We start from the raw sequence: 18,956 nt of genomic DNA, 5'->3' as shown, positions 1-18,956 counted from the left end.
TAGCTTGCGGTTGGTAAAAATAGCAAAATTTGTTGATATTCCATTTTTACATTAAAACAGAATTAGTCGTATGCAATCAACATTTCTTTTATTTGTATTAGATTGAGGATTCTAATATTTTGGCTCAATTCATCCTTGTTGGCTAGTTTTAGCTCAGCTTGCAATTCATCAATAAAATTATTGTCTTGAAAATTAATCAATAGTATTGGAATCAACTCTTTTTTTTGAAATTCAGGAAGCGTCAAAAGTCTTTCTGCATCTTCCTTAAGTTTCCCAAAATGATTTCTTACCTTACTTTTTAGTTTTTCAATTGTTGTATTTAGTTTGTACATTTTAACTTCAGCTACATACTTTTTACTTTCATCTTCAAAAATACAATCCACTTCAATATCCCCAAGAAATTTATCATTTATTGAGAAATTAATTTCATTTTCTAAAAGTGTATTACAAAAAGCATCAAGTAAAAGTCCATCTTTGCTTTTAACCACCTCATAAATCTCAGTATTAAGCTCATATGGAACAAAGTATGTAAGTTCAGTATTACAAAAAGGGCATTTTAGGTTTTCAAGGTTTTGCGGGCTCGTTTTTATTTGCAAAACTCCTTTGTAAGTTAAGTGTTCACATTGAATACATTCTACAAATGAGTCTTCCTTTGATGTATTTAAAATTTTAGCTTCATAAAGTTCTGTAAACAAGGCAAGTTTTGAGTAAAATTCGACATTTCCCGTTAAGGAATTTTTTAAGACTTGGTTAGTTTGATAAAGCCTTTTATATGAATTATTTACATATAACTCTTTGATAGATTTTATTATTTCAAATAGGTTTTTTACTGTTATTTCATTTATGATTTCTTTGTTCTTTTTTGGCATAAAAAATCTATCTAAAGAATCTTTAATTTCTTGGAAAGAATTTAAGCTTTTATCAATAAAGCCATATTCTTGAAGTAGAATGAATATTTTTTGTTCAATTTCTTCTGGGTTTGCAAAGGTTTCTCCCAGCTTCCCAACAATATTTATTTTATTTTTTTTGAAATCTTCTGAAATTCGATCTATTGGAGACTTTAATCTCTGAGTATATATCTCTTCAAAATACGGCCTCAAATATTCAATTTTTTCATTTGCGAAATCTTTAACATTAATATCATAAATTTCGCTTCTTGATTGTACCCTTCTTAGTTTATTAGCATTATGAAATGCGTTGGATATTATTATTCTGTTAGTTGGATATATTAATCTTGTCTGCCCCTGCCCTATTTCATGCGTTTCAAGTAATTCTTCTTTAGACAATAAAAATAGATTTTGGCAAACTACATTTTCCCAGAAAATTCGGTAGAATTGTTTTTGAATTGTGGTCATTATAAATATGTGAAGTGATAATATTGAATATGTTTTATTTAGGCTTTTATCAATTAATTAGTTTTAAGGCAAATTCACCTTAGGTAACTTCAAAATAATTTTACATTTTAATTTTGAAGTTAATCTCCAATAATTTCAGATTCATTCTTTCAGAATTTGTTAAGATTAAGGACCATTTGATGCATCACATAAAAAAGTGTGTAGCTCGAAATAGATTTGGCTCAAAAACTATTCAATAAACTATCAAATAAAATGATTTTGTCTGACAAATTTCAATAAAATTCAATTTCAGAGGACTTTCACTCATTTTTTACCCGAGACAAAACACGAGACAGCCCAAGACAGTGTGTCTCAGGCCGATTTTAAGGCGAGACAGAACGCGAGACAGAAACAAAAACACACAGGCAAGACAGTCTGTCTCAACTGTCTTGCCTGTCTTTTCAATAAAATAAAAGTGATAAAAATGGATGGTGGACGTTTTTTGTCGGACATTTTTGATTCTTAGGGAGTCTTATGAGAATCTTGCATGTTATCGCTTTTAAAATATTTAGAATCTAGGCTTAATGTATCGTATTTTGAGTTTATTAAAATATTGAAATTAGATTTTTATAATCTAAAGGAATATCATTTAAGTAGCCCCCTATTACTAATAATTATTCCAATATTTTTAACTTCATTTTGATAATTTTTTAAGATTCTTTTCTCGAACCACTTTTTCCTTTCATACCCGTTTGAAAAATCAGTCAACATTAATCTGTTAAAACCGTCCAAATTAAATTTTAAAATCTCGAAAAATAGGATTAATTCTTTTTTATCTGAAATAGACTTTAATAAGTTAACATAATTTTCCAAACTGAAATTATTTGACTTATTAAAGTTATTTAGTTTAATCTCATGGTCTTTCAACCAACATAATTCAGTCAATAATTCCTCTTTGTTTAAAGTATCAAAATAGATATAAAACCTTTTCTCGAGCAAGTGCTTCATACTTTTACTTGGAACCTTCACCCAGAAATTACCCAAACTAAAAGTGTACACTTTTTTAATAAGACTATAATTTCCCCTTTTTATAATTACGGATAAAAATTGTTCTAAGTTGGATATGTAAACCTCCGTTCCTTTGAAATACGTATTATTTAAGAATATAATATTATCAAAATCAGCTTCAGATAAAATATTTTTTTTAATTAAATAACTTTTAATCTGAAACTTGATAAATTCATGTATTTCAGGATTAGAAAGGTCAATATATGGATGTAAATCAATTAAATTGGTCAGAAGCTCTTTAAAGTCAATAAAATTCTTTAATCTATTTACAGATTTAATTTTATACTTAAACTCTCTATTAAGCATGAATATCAAATCAATAATATCATGATTTTTATTTTTTTTCGAGTTTTTAAATAATTCTGTTGAAAAATCAGAGGGAATTAAGCCTCTAATAGAATATTCTAAATCTATTAGCAACTTTAAATCATGTAGTTTTGGATTCAAATCCAAAAAAGCTCGAAAAAAGCCCAACCTAAATATTGGTTTTAGGCTTTTAAGATATAAATCAAATATTGTGTTTTTGTGTTCAAAATAAAACTCAAAAGCCTCATTCCTTCGATTAAATACTCTTAATTTATAGAGCATTTGCGTGTAGTAGTATAAATCTTTATCATTTTCAAGAGATAATTCTTTATACTTATCATTTACCTTATCTAAATCTTCCTTTTTATTCGATAGGTCTAATAATTTATTAAGGTTGTTTGAGTTTATTTTATCATCCGAAACAATTTCAATGAAATTTATTGCGGTTTCAAAGTCATTCAAATATTTAAAAACATTCGTGAAGAAAACTCCTTTTAATTCAAATTCTTTAAGCTTTAGAATTTCTTTGACAATTAAATTAAAAACCAATCTATTATTTTCATGAGGTAAAGAAAAAATAATAATTGACCAAAATATTGAAAAAGCTTCTTTTTCTTTTGGCGAATTAGAATCTAAAAACGTCTCATTTATAGAATTTATAAATTGGCCGTCAATGCTCACTCCCTCTAAATCGATTTTTTGAAGATTGTTACCTTTCCTTTGGGCTCTTAATGCTATTCCAATTATTTTCCTTCCGATTTTTAAATCATCAGAGCCGATTTTTTTACCAAAATTTGAAATAAATTGAAGTTCTTTTATAGTTTCACATTTTCCAGCTAAATATCTTAATAATTCAATTCTGTCCTCAAGCAGAGGTGAATTTTTCTCAAAAAAATCAAAAATAGTTATTTTGGATTCGAGGTAATTTTTAAATCTGCATTTTGCTCTTATGATATGTGAATCATCAGAGGGTATTGTTATAGATTTTTCATCAATTAAATTAAATAAAGTTTCCTCATTTAAATTTAGCATGGAAACATACATATGACTGTCAATTTGAAAACCTTGTTCCAAATATCTAATCATTAACTCCAATTTTAAATCATCTTTTGCAAATCTTATGAGCTTATTGTGGTTTTCTGGTGTATTGTAAACTTTCAATATCTTAAATGCGGTTTCTTTTTGGAAAATTTTCAATATTTCATCTCTTTCTTTGAAAAAATCAGAAATTTTAAATTCTCTGTTATCGCTTATATAGTTTTTTAAAATCTCATTTGTTATAGATTTAAAAACCTCATCTGTTAACGTTATATACTTATTTTCCTCATAGATGTCTACCCAATATTTTAGTGATGAAATCTCATTGATAGCTTTTTTGAATAAATTCTCATCTTTAATAATTTCGAAATCATGTACATATTGCCACAATAACATAATTTCTCCTAAATGGTTTTTTCGCCATTTACTAATTTCTAGGTAGGCTCTTAACACTCCTTTAGAATATTCAGAAAGGTTTTTATATTCACTTACTCTACTAGAAATAGGATAAAAATATGAACCAATAGTATCATCTAAAAGCTCATTATTTATCTGCTCAATTTTGTTAAGTTCACCAATTACATCTTCAGTTAAATTAGGAATTTTAAGAATACTGAACTGATCATACTTATAACAAATATTTTCCCATTCCGATATTTTATTAGTTATTCCTACAATAAAGTTATCTGTGTAATTGAAAAATAACTTTAAAAACTCTTCCACTTTATTATTATCCCAAAGTAGTATTTTTTCCATATTATCGAACACTAATATGGTTTCAACTTCTTTTTCAATTTTAAAAAAGCTGTTTAAATTACTGGGTGGAAATGCTTCTGCCTTGAAGTATTTTATTTCTTCAATGGTAGTTTTTTTTAAGAGTTCATATAATGCTCGAGATTTTCCTGACAGAGTTTTACCTCCAATTATAGTATTGAATCCATTTTTCCAATTGTTAAATAAATCGTTATCAATTTTTCTTTTAATATATATATCTTCAAAAAAATTATTTTCATCTGACGCTCTAACACCTAATAACCTATTCCTGAAAATGTCAATTTTAGTTCTTCCCTTTGGTTTAGAATTTTCAAGATTCAAATATAAATTCTCATAAATATTCAAATAATTTTCATTTTTTAGTCTATTCTCGTTTTTTATTAATTCAGTAATTGCCTCTAAATTTTCATTAACTAAGCCAATTTTACTATCCACTTCCAAAATTAAACCTGTATTAATTTCTCCTTGTTTATAGATCTTTTCAAGATAGTATTTTTCAAAACTTTTAAAGGCATTGTCATTATTTAATAAAGTTTTTTTGAATGAGAGCTCAAACCAACTAAATAATTTCTGATCAAAATATGTGCTTATACTCTCCCAAACTTCTGGATTCTTATATTGTCCTTGAAATAGAAGGATTTTGTTTTTAATATTCATCAAACTGTTTTCAGTTTCATCAATGAATGAATCATCTATTGATTCTTCTACCAACCATTCTTTCAAATCCTTTTCTAACCATTCTAACCTAATTTCTTCATTGTTAATAAATTCCTTTGACTCTCCTAATTCGTTTAGCTTCTCCAAATAGCCAATTTTAGTATATTGAAAGGCTTTGATTATTGATGGCTTAATCGTTTCAGAAAGAAAATGATTTAAATTATTTGGATTTTCTATTTCCTTTACCAATCTCTTGTAAGAAATCTTTGAAGTAAACTCAGAAAATTTATCTGCTGCAACTTTCTCAAAAATTATTTTACCACTAACTAATAATGCTTTTTTGAGCGAACCATCTACGAAAAGTGATTTTTGAAATTCTTCGTTTGAGGATACAACTAGTAACCCAGATAAAAAGGACTTAATTAAATTATTTTTCATACTCTGTAAATAAAAATTTTACAATTCACATGAAAGAAGGTTTATTAAAAAAATAATTTCTGAATTTTAATTGGATAATCAAATAAATCTAAGGCCAATTTATTAAAAGGTAATCCTAAATGAAACATCACTTCATCAAGCTATTAAACATCTACAACTTTAGCAAATTGAGAGATAATTCATAGAGTTTTTTTTGAGAATTTTATTCGAGAAAGGAAATTTTAGTTTATTTTTTTTCAAAAAAAATAGCTTTTGTCGGACACTTTTAATTGATTTTTCAATTTCTGAGTACTTTCTCTCAATTTTTACCCGAGACAAAACCCGAGACAGCCCAAGACAGTATGTCAAAGGCCGATTTTAAGGCGAGACAGATTGCGAGACAGAAACAAAAACAGACAGGCAAAACAGACTGTCTCAACTGTCTTGCCTGCCTGAGCAATAAAATTTAAGTGATAAAAATGGATTGTGGACGTTTTTTGTCGGACGTTTTTATAAGTCCAAATTTGTCAATAAAAGATTAAGCAACTTAAGGACTAAAAGCCGTTTTTTTTTCAGCGGAATCGCTATTTTATTTGGCTTTCTTAAAAACAAAATTGCCTCAAACTTGAAGTAAGAGGCAATTTCTAAAAATATTAACATGGTATTTCGGTTTAAAGGATTAATCATTTAACCCCTCATCTAACATATACCCGTATTTTCTTTTACTGGGTCTGTTAGATAAAATTATGGTAACAGTTAAAATTAACAGTAACAATACAACACCCCAAAAACTAAATTTATAGTCATTATTTTTAATTTGCACAGCACCTTGCTTTGGGACCACTTTTATAGGTTTTGGGGCTAACGCTTTAGATTTAGATAGCTCAACTTTTTGAACCTCTACTTTTAGCTCCTTTGTCGTAAAATATTCTTTTACAATTTCTTCCACCACCTTTGAAATAGTGCTGTCTTTTTCGTTTGAATAAGATTCTATTTTCTTCCTTAAGAGCTCAGTAAGCCTGAAAGTAATCTTTTCATCTTTTGTTTCTTTCATTATGGTCTTATGTTTATGTTTATCGATTTATATCCGGCTTTTTTACATGCCATTATAACATGAGTCATAAAGTCATGATAATCGATATCATCAAAACATAGCACTTCTGCAATTTTATCTGGATCCCTCAATAACTCTGGCGGAATCTCATAAAACACCTTTCCATTACGTTTATAAGTCATTTTTCCGACTTCATCTACGCTCCAATCACCGTAATTTTTACTTTCTGTTTTCATTTATTATTTATTTTGGTAAACTGATTTAAACACATGCTCATAGTATAAGATATAACTTTCGTATTGGTCAATACCATAATCTTTTAATACTTGATCTATACGTACTGATACCTTTTTTTCTTTATTTTTGGATTTATAGCCCATTTTTTCTGGAATTATCGGAATTATAAGTCCATTAATATTTTCGAAACCTTTACCTGCTTTGGAGGTAATTTCATCTATCGCAGTTTGACCTATAGTCGTTATCATTTTTTCAATAAAAGATTTTACGGCTTCGTTTACTTCAAATTCGTCCGAAACGTGATATTTTGGAAAATGATGGCTATTGTCTGCCATTACTTCTCTTTTTGAAACAGTTTTTGTAAAGAATCTCATTTCCGTAATTGGAATCTTTTGATGCTTTTCTTCAGTTTCTATCTCTATACCATCTTTCATTACTTTAATTTTTTTGCCAGTCAAAAATTTTCTGCCGATTTCGTCTTCTTCAATAATTAAATCATCAGTTATTTTAAAACCTTTTAGATTATCAGAACAGCCCCATATACGTCCGCTAATTTTCCTCTCTTCAAATTTTGGCACATATTTCACTTCATCAATTATTACTTCTTTTTTTTCATTTGTATCGGGGTCTTTTATGATTTCAAATGTTTGTAGCATATCCTTTTTTTCTATTTCATTGTAAACGACCCTTTGGTTAGGTTCTAAATCCATTTCAGTAGGCTTTTTAGCTATATATTTAATAACATATGCTGTAAGACTTTTCAAGTTCTGAATTGCTCTTATCTCTGTTGATGGAGGGTTTGTAAAACCGGTGTCATATGCTTTTTGATAGGTAACTTTTTGCTTTTCAATCAAAACTTTTTCAACCTCTTTCATATTTAGTTTTTCATTAAAAGAAAAATTATACCCTTTGTATTTTTCCATAAGATTTCTAATCTCTTTGCTTAAATATTTGCTTTTTTTTAGATGTTCTTGAGATATTAGAATTATATTGAATTTGTCTTCTTTCAGTTGATTTTGATTAATTTCAAAGCCATTTTTAAATCTTGCTTTTTGCACTTTAGAATACCTACTTACATACCCTAATATTTCACAGCACCTATTCCACTCCTCTCTAATTCTTTCCCACGGTACGTATTTATCCGCAATAATATGAAAGTGAATTCTTGTATTTTTTTGGGGCTCTGCCCTCCAAAAAAAACATTTTACACCAAACCCTTTCTGTTTGCCTTTTTTTGAGCCTTTAGTGTAAACATCCTTTGAATTTTCCGTTATCCACTTAATAAATGGATTTAAGATCTTCGCTTTAATTTGGTTATCTCCATGCATCTGAGTGCTTGGGAGTGTGAGCGTAACGAATGTTGGAAATACTTTTTCTGCGTTTACTTCTTTTTTTTGCAGACTTAGGATATTTTTCAATTCGATAGCGGTTAACCAGACCGCTAAAGTCCTTTCAATATGTCGCCTACTAGCATGAGATAAATACCCATTCATAGATGAATCATTTCCATTCTGGTTGTTTAGATTTTCCTTGGCTCTTGGATTTAATGCAACCATCATTTCTCTTTTATGTGCATCATATATCAGTATTGAGTTTGTTTTGATCACCATTTTTCTCTCAATGGTGGCACAATGGATAATCTTATTCTGCTCAGTTCCGTCGTTTAGCATTGATGGTTTTTCCTTTTGAATAGGCAAAGCTTTGCCAGGGGAGACATTTATAATGTTCCCGAATAAATCGTGATTCATGAAATTTTAGATTTTAATGTTTTGAAAAAAACTTAGAGTCGACGTTAAGATAAACGAACTACTATAAGTGCTTGAACAAATTATGCTCAGTTGAGGGGCGTTAGGTTTTTATTGATAATCTCAGAGTATTTATAGTATACTCTATTACCAACTCCGTAAGCGGTTAATTTTTTGGACTTCGTCCAAGCCCAGAGGGTAGAAAGATTAATACTAAGCAGGTCAGCAGCCTGTTGCCTAGTTAAAATTTCTGGATAGCTGTTTTCAGCTTGATGTGATTGTCTATTGTTCATTTGAAATGTTTGTTTATTTGATTGCAAATTAGGGGCAGTGTTTTTTTATTGAAAAATAAATTTTTTTTTAGAAAATATGGGATTTCCTTAAAAAAGTCTAATGATTTTGCTCAACTGGTGTCGTCAGTTTTTTTCGATAAATATAAATAAATTTATATTTTAAAAATCATTAAAGTTTAATTTTCAATATATTATAATTTTCAAATATGGATTAATAACAAAATTTGCAAAAAAGCGTGAATCCTAAAATTCTCCGATTTGTCAAAAGAAAAAAAGCAAAAAAAAATATAACTATAAGGATATAGTTATATTTTTAAGTTGGAATATTAATATTAAAGGTTTGCAGTGCCCAAATAAATGTGTTTTGCCTTTTCATATAATGGCATATATTTTTCAATTTTCATGTCTTTCAGCTCTATTACCCGAGAGAGTTTATATTGATAATTTGAAGACAGCCAGTCTATATAATTGCCATTTGTAATCCCTTTTGTAATCATTCCATCCTTTTTTAATTGGTTAAAAAGAAAACTATAAAAGTTTGTGCCTTTTTTTATTTCACTTTGCTCAACCATCTCATTGAAAATAGAGAATCCTGTTTTATTGGAAAAAACTTCTTGATGTAGGAATTCACCTATTTCAAACTTCAATTTTAAATGATCTATAGATTGATGACTTTTTTCAACTACATGGACTATTTCCAAAAAGAATATTTTCCATTTAATAATTTCATAAAAGCTATTTAGTTTTTGATTCATCTTTTTAATCCTTTCTATAATAGGTGCTCTATTATCATTTTGGATCCTTAATTGATCGATATCGACTAATATTTCAGTAGGTTTTTGGAAATTGTTTAAGGTTTTCTTTATGTTAGATTCAAATTTCTTTAATGTTTGATAATTTTCCTCTGGATTTTTGTTTAGAAAAAAAACTATGTAGTTATGATTCAATAGAACTAAACCTAAGTTGGTAGAAAAATTTTTGTAATGTTTTAGTATGTATGCATAAGAATCATTTATTTGTTTCCTAGCTAAATCAAATTCTAAACCGTTCTTTAAAAAAACTTTCTTAAAATTCAACAATTTTTCTTTCTCTGCTTCTGTGGTTTTACTAGCTTTTTCTTGATATATTTCTTTATAAAAAAAATCAGCCTCACTACTTAAATAGCTTTTAAAATCAGATTCTTTTAAGACCGAATTTTGGGTTAATTCTGTGAATTTGACTAAAAAGTTATTGTAATATTCAATATTGAATTTTTCTACTTCAGAATTCATTACATTATCAAAATTGGTGGTAAATAATTCTGTGGGGTACAAATCGTGTAATAGTTGAATTGAAGTTTTCATTTATCACTTATTTATCATTTTTAAAAGCTGTAATACTTGATCTACCTGACCCTTTCCTATATACTCAAGGAATGCCCTCTCAGTTGTATGCCCTGTTTGGGCCATAAGAAGTGCTGTAGGGTATTTGCCATAATAATTGGTAGCGAAAGACCTTCTACCTACATGAGAGCTTATAAGCTGCCATTTAGGGTAAAATCCATCAATTTTTCTATTTAACTCAGTGTCGTTTAATGAGCCTTCAATTATTTCATTCAATCCTGCTATTTTACAAACTTCTTTAACATATTTGTTGTACTTAACATCTGAAATTGGCCTAGGAAAATCACCATCTCGTTTCGCTAAAAACTCTTCAACTTCAGGAAAAACTGCTATCATAATGGCTTTGTCTGTTTTCTTTTGCCTTAAATCAATTACTTTATGACCATCGATTTCTTTTATTTTTCCTTTTTCACATCGCATAAGGTCAGAAACCCTTTGACCGAGGTAACAACTAATTACTAGCCAATCTCTAGCGTTTTCTAAACTTTCAGTAGGTAATAGGGTATCTTTAAGAATTTCAATCTCTTCTTCAGTCAAATATATTTTATACGCTTTTTTATCTTTTGATTTAATTGAATCTAAATTTATATTAGTTTCTAAACCAGATTCTCGTGCATCTCTACATATAGTTTTTATAAACTTCACTGATCTAAAAATGTAGCCTTGACCATATTTGTTATCTCGCATAAATTTTTCGAAGTTTATCATCCATGCCGAATCAACATCATTAAGTTGAATGGGTTTCTTTAGTTTCTTCTCAAATCGCCTAACTAAAGCCTCCATTGATTTGATTTTTTTTAACATTGATTCTTTCGCCAAATCTTCTTTTTTGGCCAAATAATATTTTTCGAAATATCCGATTAGTGATTTATCAACAACTTTAGAATCTTGGAATTTTACCGGATTTATTATTTTGTATAACCACTCCGAATTAAGAATTGTGTGGCCATTAACTTCATTTATTTCCTTCATTATTGAATTTTTCAATTCTTGTAATCCTAGAAATATTTTCTTCCCTTCAGCATCTTTTAAGTTTTTAGGTTGTTTTTTTATGGTGCTCCAATCCTCTGGATTTATGAAAAATGGTGTCTTTGCTTTGATGTCTACTTGAGACCCTTCCTTCACTCTAACATAAATTTGAGAAGGTTTTTTAGCTGTCTGAATTATAAAATTGATAGTTGCCATTATTAGTGAAAATATTAAGTATTAACTTGAAAAATCTAGCCCATATCTAGCCCATTTCTAGCCCATAAATATCATATTTAATCAAATAACATACAAGTGTAAACAATGAAAAATGTTGTAACATACTGATAATCAGATTGTTTATGGTTGCATTTAATTTAATGAAATTTGGCAGGTGTTGTCCCTGCGTCTCCACTTTTAAAATCCCAATCTTTTGATAGCCGAAAGATTGGGATTTTTTAATTTAGGGCATATCCCCACTATATTTTATCCGGTTCTTTTAATTGCACACTAAAAACTGACTTAGTTTTGTATCCAAAGTTTTCTAAGTTTTGAATTTTATCCAATTACTATGATTTTTTGGATGCAATACTCCAAAATACTGAAATTTGCAATTTGACATGGCAAAATCTAAATTTCTTACATTAGTCAATTTTATATACTTTTTATACCGCAAAGTCTATCAAACCCTACATTTCGCTAATTTTATCACTTTTTCATTCTGCCTGAGAATTGGATATTTGAAAAGTGATTTGATACTGATAAGGAATATTTGATTCTTGGGAGATGTGATTTTTCAAAAATATTGGGTCGTGTGGCTTTAAAGGTTGAATTAAATATAATTTTCCTAAAATGATAAATAAGCCAATATTGCAATTGATAATATAAACACAAAAGCTACATAGGCTTTGTATTTATCCAAAAGTGGAAACTCTTTTCTTTCGGGTGGATATTTAGCTTTTGGATATCTTTCCCTAGGTTGGATTGGTGGTTGGTCTTCTTGTGGCATGGGTTTGGGTTGATGTTGGTATTAATGAAAATAAAATGGATTTAAGTTTTTTTAATAACAATTCAATTTTAAAGTAACTTTAATTTTTCAACTCTACATTTTATTCCTTAAAATCTAATTATAAGTTGGGACTAAACGAATATGTGTATGTTTTTTTTCAATATCATTTTTTTCTATTGTATCTATTTTAACAGTAAATCCACTAGGGTTAAATTTTAAAGTTAATATTTTTTTTACCTGGTTTAGCATAAATATACATGCTGATTGTTCTTTGAAAGATAATTCAAAATAATTTAAACAATGTCTCTTCGGAATTATTATGGCTTCTCCCTCATTTGCAGAAAATTTATCAAATAAAGCATATGCGGTTGCAGACTCAACAATTAAATCCATATCAGAACTTGGATTGCATAGCTGACAATTTCTATTTGATGCTTTAAAGATTTGGGTGAAATGTTGATATTCATATATTTCACAAAAGTCATTTTTAAAAAAAGACTTTGAATTTAATAAAACACTACACTGATATGTTTTCTTTCGATGAATTTTATGAATTCTAAATCCCTCAAATTGCAAATCTCTTCTTACTGCGATATAAACTTTCCCTGTTGGTTTGACAAGTTGAGATAATTCCATCAAAACGGTTGCCTGTTCTTCTTGCAATAACACGTTTAAAACATAGAAGCAAATAATGGTGTCAAACTTTTTGCTCGGATAATTAGGAAAATGATATTTATCGTAACCTTCAATATTTATTCCTTTAGCTTTAAGTAATTTAACATCACTTCCATAACCACATCCAAAATCTAAAACCTCACCATTCAATAGATTTTTATTAAATAGAATTTTGGCTGGAAAAGAAAGGGTATCTCTTTCCTTTGCGGTTAAGTGGCTATTTGGGTTTTCTTTTAAATTTTCCATCCTTCAAAACCTCTGCTTTCAATTAGGTAATTGCAACTATTTTGTAATTTAGAAATACCAATATTTTTCCAAGTATCAAATGAATGGTTGCCCAAAAGTGCAACCTGGATCTCCTTTTGGAATCTTTTAGATTGATGTTCATAAATAATTCCCCAATAATCAATTATTAAACTTTTTTGCCTTTCTATAATTTCTGGTGTTGGGATTTTATCTCTTTTCTGATTATTAATTTTTGAATCTGATGGAAGTAAATTCCAAAGGTCGTTATTTTTCCAAATTGAAAACGGAATCAAATGATCAATATCATAGTTTGAAATTTTCCTACCTGTCCAAACGCAATAAACTTTACCTTCTTTTTGAAGAATCTCTTTATACAATTTTTTAGATTCCTTTATATCTCGCAAGGTGATAGGACTTTTTAATACCTCATTTAAAACTTTGTGAACTGATAAATTATTCCCAGAAGCATTTACTGAAAATTCCGCCCATTTAAACAGAATGGAATCTTGTCCATTGATGAAACTACCCAATATTTTAAAGGCTTCATAGTATTCAAAGGGAATTGAGAATGTTCCGAAGTCTTTAATTAAAGTTTCAATGTTAAAGTTTAAATTTCTTCTGACTATTTTATTTTCATATTTAAAAATGGAATAAAATTCATTGGTAATAGAACGTCCAATATATTTCATTGGCATTTTAGTGATCGTATCTCTCAGTTTTTTAGAAAGTTCATAAAAATCACTCTGTAAATCCTCTGGAATTCCTCTATTCTTCAAATCATTGTAAAAAGCAGAAAAACCGCCACGAGATTCATAGGCAAAGATTAGTTTACTTAAATGATTGCTGAAAACTAAATTAGTTTCACCGTTAATTTGAGGGATTGAGGTCTGAGATTGCAAAATCGGATAGTAGTACAACAACCATTTTTCAATAAGCAATCCAGTTGGAATATGAACACGGCTTTCTACAAACGAAATATAAGGTGAATTTTCTTGAATAATATCAATTACACCCCGCAAAAGAGCAAATTTGTAAGTAGTAGTCTTACTATCCTGTTCAATGATTTTGCTGATATTATTGAAGACTACATTATTCATTTTTATTATTTTAAAGTTGGTATTTATAAAAAGAAAATATCTTCAAGTTTACCCTTTTTTAAGCCAAAGTTGTCGGCATTGAAAGGAATCATGCCCTGAGAAATTTAATTTATTTTCTTTAAGGAATAAACTCATATTTAATAGAAAAAATAATAAGGTATTATTAATTACCTGTTCGTTTGTGTGATTTTTATATTGTAAAGTGCATTTTAAAATTCTCAAAGTAAAGCTATACGCTAACTTTTAAGGAAATACAGCATTAAAACATTCTTATTTCACCACAAAAATCATCAATTATTACAAATATAATATTAGAAATAGGTTAAAAAATGGATTACAGGTAATTATGTAAATTTTGGGCATTTGAAAATCCTTTTTTTGTAGACATAACTTAATGTAGGCTATTGATTTGCATAAAATAAAAGTCTTCTTAGATATTACTTAAAACTTATTACAGGCTAGTTTCAAAGAATTTAGCTTATCCCCCCCAAAAAAAACTACCCAAAATCTCTTTCAGGTAGTTAAATACTATGTTAAAAAAAAAGAGGGAGCGTAGATTCTGAAAAAAGTGTTGGCTCTCCCCTATTTACTATTTTTCTTCTTTTACTAGCTCGGTTAGTTCCATGCCGCATTTTGTACACTTTTCGCCTTTTTTGCCTATTACGTCTGGGTCCATGGGGCAGGTATATTGTTGGTCTTGGCTTAGTTCTGTTTTTTCTGCCTTATCTGTTCCGCATGCCATGGTGATGCTTGTCAGCAGCATGAATAAGAATACTGATTTTTTCATTTATTTGATGGTTTGAGTTTTGAATTTATTCTTTTAATCTGTTTTTACAAATATAAACATTTCAGTTCTGTATTGTATGTGCTTCAAATTGCAAAGCTTTATATCATCCCTTCATTTTTTTGCCAAAACATGCTGTAGATCAATATCATACCACAAAAAAAATCAGAGCCGCGGTGAAGCGAACTCTGATTGTGTTTAGAATAGAAAGGTTGAATAAAGCTATTTGATTACTTTCATGCTGCCATTCATTAGTCTCCAGTGACCCGGAAATGTACATACGTACGGATAAATACCGGGTGTGGCTGGGGCTTTGAAAGTAAGTTTGAAGTTAGTATCTGGGTTTACTAATGGGGTAGAAAACAGAACTTCTGACACACTTGGTACATAGTTTTTGTCTGCTCCGTGTTCGTCCATCATCATTTTATCTGCCAGATTACCTACTTTTTCCATCATTTTTGGTTTTACTATTACCAAATTGTGTTGCATCGCATCCGGATTTTCGAACGTGATTTCTACGGTTTGACCTGCCTTAACGGTAAATTCTTTTATGTCAAATTTCATAGCTTCGCGTACTGCCTTGATTCTGATCTTAAGCACATCGCCGCTCGCTTTTGTTTCTTCTATTACATTCCAGGCAGTTAATAGTTTTACTAGGCGTGTTTCTTGGTTTAAGCTTTTCAGAAAAACCTTATCCGAATCTTTAATTTTAACTCCTTTTGTTTTGTAGTTCCATCCTTCTGATATGGCTTTTATCACCATACTTTGGTCTTGGTTAGAAAGCTTTTGTGAGGCCTTTATAGTGGCTACAAGCGAATCTACAGGAGCTACGGAGGCATAAGACCTAAGAGCCCGCTCCAATGCAAAACTACGCAATGAGGCAGGAGCACTGTAATGGATTTTCTTGGTGAAAGTATTGTTCTTTTTGTTTGTTTCCGCTATTAGTTCATTGTTTTTATCAATCGTTACATTTAACGTGTACTCTCCTTCTGAGTCGGAGTTATAGGCAATGCTTCCTTCCCAAGGGCCATTATTGACTTTGGTGATGGAAACCGTTTCGCCCGACTTTATACCTTCTTTAAAATACCTGCTCACTTGGTCTATTTTGGTGCCCATTCCTTCAAATTTAAGGTCAAGCGTCACCAATTCGTTAGCAGCTAAATCTTTGTCGCCTTGGTTTTTAATTTCTACTATGGCACTCACACGCTCTCGCACTGCTGGATTTGCAGGTTCCAATTTTACGTTTTCTACTACTAGGTCCACTCCTTTTGATTTCACTTCGGCTTTCTTTTCCTCCATCATTTTGTGGTGGTCGTGATTCATCATTTCCGTGGTTTTGGTGTCAGTTTTACCCACTGCAATTTGCTTAGCATATAACTTTTTCATCAACTTACCATCGTTGGCAGTTAACACACAAGCAAATGCATCTGGCAACCACCTGTCGTCAGCTTCTATAGCGGTTTCTAGTCTTGTCAGTATTGCATTTTCTGCTAAAATATTTAGTGGCGATTTAGACATTAAAAGCAGAGCATTTAAAACTACCAAAGGCTCTTTGTCATTTAGTAAATTATGGTCCAAAATCATTTTTACAGAATTGGCATCGAACTCCATGGCCTTTATGGCATTTTTGCGAACATCTGTCGAAGGGTGCTTCAATGCCGCCTCAATTGTGGTAGAACGTAAGGCATTTAAACCTTGTAGGGTCCAAATGGCATGAATAGCCGGTGCGTTAATTCCAATTTCGTCTACTGAATATTCTTTTACCAAAGCCTCTAAAGCGGGAACTACGTCGATATTTGCTCGCTCTACCAACAATCGCTGTGCTTGCATTCTCCAAAACATGTTATCGTTTTTAAGTGCTGCTAGCAGTTCATTTGGTTTATCTTTCGAAAGGTTTAGTGGGCTGTAAACTGGTGCATCCTTTGCTGAAACTCTATAGATTCTTCCATGCGTAAAATCTCTCAAATCAGTTTCATAGGCGTTTCCAGAACCATTATCAAAACCCTTAGGAACCGGATTGTGCTGAATAATATAACTGTACCAATCTGCTACCCAAACCGCTCCGTCAGGTCCGGTTTCGGCAAATACGGGCGAAAACCACTCATCAGCACCTGCCATGAGGTTAAAACTCTCTTTGTCGTAGAAGTCCGTTCCTTTTTTCTCCATACTGTTTTGGTGTAAAACATGACCCGTAGGTTCCGCCACAAAGGCAATTTTATTCCAGTATTTTTTGGGGAAAGCTCTTGCGGTATAAAAATTATGCCCTGCGGCGGCCGTAAAACCTCCAAATGCATCTACTTGTCTTACTTTCGGCGTGATTGGTTTTATATCTCTATGGGTATCTGTACTTCTACTGCCATTATCTATTCTGTTTTTTGAATTAAAATAGCTGTGGGCAATGGGCATGTACCATCCGTGTGAATTGTTTGCGGTAGAGCCAAAGACATCGTTAGTTTCGTTAAATGCCATTCCCCAGGTATTGTTTGAGGTGGTGGTCATCCACTCCAGTTGAGTGCCATCTGGCTTAAATCTAAAAAATGCCTGTCCAAACTTTAGTGAATCTCCTGCTCCTACTTTACCCTCAAAACCCGAATACCCTACACAACCCCACACCCAGTTGTCAAAGCCATAATGTAGGTTTGAAGGACCTGCGTGGGTATCAAATGTACCGAATCCCGAGAATAATACTTTTTTCACGTCAGCTTTGTCATCGCCATTGGTATCTTTAAAATACAACATATCAGGAGCTTGCGAAACCACAAGACCGCCATTGGCAAACACCATTCCGGTGGGTATACTCAAGCCTTCTGCAAAACGTGTAAATTTGTCTGCTTTGCCGTCTTTATCGGTGTCTTCACACATTAATATATAGTCGCTGCCGCCTTCGGGCTTTCTTTCGTTCGGATAGTCTTTAGTAATCAATACATACAATCTTCCTTTTTCGTCCCAAGTTAGGGCTATGGGGTGCATCACATTTGGCTCTGCCGCAAAAAGCTCCAAGTTAAACTCAACAGGCACTTGCATGTGTTTCATGGACTCCTCAGGCGAAAGCGGATATTGTTGCATCTGCTGCCCTGGCCTTTGCTCGTAGTTTGGAAGATTCGCAGGTTTGTACGTAAAAGGGACAGGATTTCTAGCATTAAAAGCCGCCAATGCATCTGAACTTACGGTCCAAAGTATGGCTTTGTAAATTAAATCATGAAATCCTGGTTTGTCCCAAGTACGCTCGTCATGGCCATAAGCGGTATAAAATATTCGTCCTTTACCTTGGGTGCGAACCCAAGTATATGGCTCTTCGGTCTGGTTTGGCTTATCTTTCTTTTGATCTTCTTTTATTTCTCTGGTAGCCAAAACTACATTGTCGTTGGCGAGTTTTGTATGTAAATATGTCTCGTCATAAGCCGTAAAAGGCGTCAAACCTTGCATAATGGGGTGGTTTGGCATTACGGCTTTCGTAGAAACAGAATCCATGGTGTGTCTCCAAAACTGCCCACCCACTAACTTAACATAAGCCTCGGAGTTTCGAAAACAGTAGGAAGCACAATGAATGGGCAAAAAGCCTTTCCCCGATTCCACAAAATCTAAAATAGCTTTTTCGCCAGCAGGGCTAATCTCGTCCCAATTGGCATATATCATGAGGGCATCATACTTATTTAAGTTGACCGGATTTAGGTCTTCGAGCTTATCGGTATAGGTAAAATTTACACCTTTTGGCCCAAGTGCTGCCATTAACGCAGGAATTCGTTCTATAGGCTTGTGATGTCCATTATCTCCTAAAAAAAGGACCTCAAGTCGTCTTCCCTTTTGAGCGAAAGTTCCAAAAGAAATCAACAGTAAAATAAGCAGTAGTTTTTTCATGATGGCAAAGGTTTTG

The 18,956-nt window shown here is 31.1% G+C and carries 13 protein-coding genes; all 13 read right to left on the bottom strand.

The features are described from left to right. Window positions 1–62 precede the first annotated feature (62 nt). Window positions 63–1,286: a hypothetical protein gene (locus tag ACFOOI_RS03730; RefSeq protein ID WP_379835216.1), complete on the bottom strand. Its 1,224-nt coding sequence runs from the start codon at window positions 1,284–1,286 to the stop codon at window positions 63–65. A gap of 693 nt (window positions 1,287–1,979) precedes the next feature. Continuing rightward, complete coding sequence (locus ACFOOI_RS03725; RefSeq protein WP_379835213.1) at window positions 1,980–5,615, bottom strand: hypothetical protein; 3,636 nt, start codon at window positions 5,613–5,615, stop codon at window positions 1,980–1,982. Between the two features lie 658 nt (window positions 5,616–6,273). Then, window positions 6,274–6,648, bottom strand: a complete 375-nt coding sequence (locus ACFOOI_RS03720) for a hypothetical protein (protein WP_379835211.1) — start codon at window positions 6,646–6,648, stop codon at window positions 6,274–6,276. After that, entirely contained in the window at window positions 6,648–6,884 is a 237-nt protein-coding gene (locus tag ACFOOI_RS03715; RefSeq protein WP_379835209.1) for a hypothetical protein, read from the bottom strand. Before ACFOOI_RS03715 ends, ACFOOI_RS03720 begins: the two co-directional genes overlap by 1 nt. A 3-nt stretch (window positions 6,885–6,887) precedes the next feature. Continuing rightward, window positions 6,888–8,555, bottom strand: a complete 1,668-nt coding sequence (locus ACFOOI_RS03710; RefSeq protein WP_379835207.1) for a hypothetical protein — start codon at window positions 8,553–8,555, stop codon at window positions 6,888–6,890. 164 nt (window positions 8,556–8,719) lie between these two features. Further along, window positions 8,720–8,923 (bottom strand): helix-turn-helix domain-containing protein, encoded by a 204-nt coding sequence (locus tag ACFOOI_RS03705; protein ID WP_379835205.1) that lies wholly within the window; start codon window positions 8,921–8,923, stop codon window positions 8,720–8,722. 332 nt (window positions 8,924–9,255) lie between these two features. Then, complete coding sequence (locus tag ACFOOI_RS03700; protein WP_379835203.1) at window positions 9,256–10,266, bottom strand: hypothetical protein; 1,011 nt, start codon at window positions 10,264–10,266, stop codon at window positions 9,256–9,258. A gap of 3 nt (window positions 10,267–10,269) precedes the next feature. Then, window positions 10,270–11,490 (bottom strand): phage integrase SAM-like domain-containing protein, encoded by a 1,221-nt coding sequence (locus tag ACFOOI_RS03695; RefSeq protein ID WP_379835201.1) that lies wholly within the window; start codon window positions 11,488–11,490, stop codon window positions 10,270–10,272. A gap of 628 nt (window positions 11,491–12,118) precedes the next feature. Further along, a complete protein-coding gene (locus ACFOOI_RS03690; RefSeq protein ID WP_379835199.1) occupies window positions 12,119–12,280 on the bottom strand; it encodes a hypothetical protein in 162 nt (53 codons plus the stop codon). A gap of 114 nt (window positions 12,281–12,394) precedes the next feature. Continuing rightward, window positions 12,395–13,201 (bottom strand): bifunctional class I SAM-dependent methyltransferase/HIT family protein, encoded by an 807-nt coding sequence (locus ACFOOI_RS03685; RefSeq protein WP_379835197.1) that lies wholly within the window; start codon window positions 13,199–13,201, stop codon window positions 12,395–12,397. Then, a complete protein-coding gene (locus ACFOOI_RS03680) occupies window positions 13,189–14,298 on the bottom strand; it encodes an HNH endonuclease domain-containing protein (RefSeq protein WP_379835195.1) in 1,110 nt (369 codons plus the stop codon). Before ACFOOI_RS03680 ends, ACFOOI_RS03685 begins: the two co-directional genes overlap by 13 nt. A 589-nt stretch (window positions 14,299–14,887) precedes the next feature. Further along, entirely contained in the window at window positions 14,888–15,085 is a 198-nt protein-coding gene (locus ACFOOI_RS03675) for a heavy metal-binding domain-containing protein (RefSeq protein WP_379835193.1), read from the bottom strand. A 219-nt stretch (window positions 15,086–15,304) separates the two neighbouring features. Further along, window positions 15,305–18,940, bottom strand: a complete 3,636-nt coding sequence (locus ACFOOI_RS03670) for a PVC-type heme-binding CxxCH protein (protein WP_379835191.1) — start codon at window positions 18,938–18,940, stop codon at window positions 15,305–15,307. Window positions 18,941–18,956 lie beyond the last annotated feature (16 nt).

The organism is Lacihabitans lacunae, assembly GCF_042649125.1.
Lineage (GTDB): Bacteria > Bacteroidota > Bacteroidia > Cytophagales > Spirosomataceae > Leadbetterella > Leadbetterella lacunae.
The sequence above is the reverse complement of the archived record's forward strand: the minus strand, read 5'-3'. Positions and strand labels throughout refer to the sequence as shown.

Coding starts and splice junctions, on each gene's coding strand:
- ACFOOI_RS03725 (WP_379835213.1), bottom strand. CDS start 5,615: ATGAAAAATAATTTAATTAAGTCCTTTTTATCTGGGTTACTAGTTGTA.
- ACFOOI_RS03720 (WP_379835211.1), bottom strand. CDS start 6,648: ATGAAAGAAACAAAAGATGAAAAGATTACTTTCAGGCTTACTGAGCTC.
- ACFOOI_RS03715 (WP_379835209.1), bottom strand. CDS start 6,884: ATGAAAACAGAAAGTAAAAATTACGGTGATTGGAGCGTAGATGAAGTC.
- ACFOOI_RS03710 (WP_379835207.1), bottom strand. CDS start 8,555: ATGCTAAACGACGGAACTGAGCAGAATAAGATTATCCATTGTGCCACC.
- ACFOOI_RS03705 (WP_379835205.1), bottom strand. CDS start 8,923: ATGAACAATAGACAATCACATCAAGCTGAAAACAGCTATCCAGAAATT.
- ACFOOI_RS03700 (WP_379835203.1), bottom strand. CDS start 10,266: ATGAAAACTTCAATTCAACTATTACACGATTTGTACCCCACAGAATTA.
- ACFOOI_RS03695 (WP_379835201.1), bottom strand. CDS start 11,490: ATGGCAACTATCAATTTTATAATTCAGACAGCTAAAAAACCTTCTCAA.
- ACFOOI_RS03690 (WP_379835199.1), bottom strand. CDS start 12,280: ATGCCACAAGAAGACCAACCACCAATCCAACCTAGGGAAAGATATCCA.
- ACFOOI_RS03685 (WP_379835197.1), bottom strand. CDS start 13,201: ATGGAAAATTTAAAAGAAAACCCAAATAGCCACTTAACCGCAAAGGAA.
- ACFOOI_RS03680 (WP_379835195.1), bottom strand. CDS start 14,298: ATGAATAATGTAGTCTTCAATAATATCAGCAAAATCATTGAACAGGAT.
- ACFOOI_RS03675 (WP_379835193.1), bottom strand. CDS start 15,085: ATGAAAAAATCAGTATTCTTATTCATGCTGCTGACAAGCATCACCATG.
- ACFOOI_RS03670 (WP_379835191.1), bottom strand. CDS start 18,940: ATGAAAAAACTACTGCTTATTTTACTGTTGATTTCTTTTGGAACTTTC.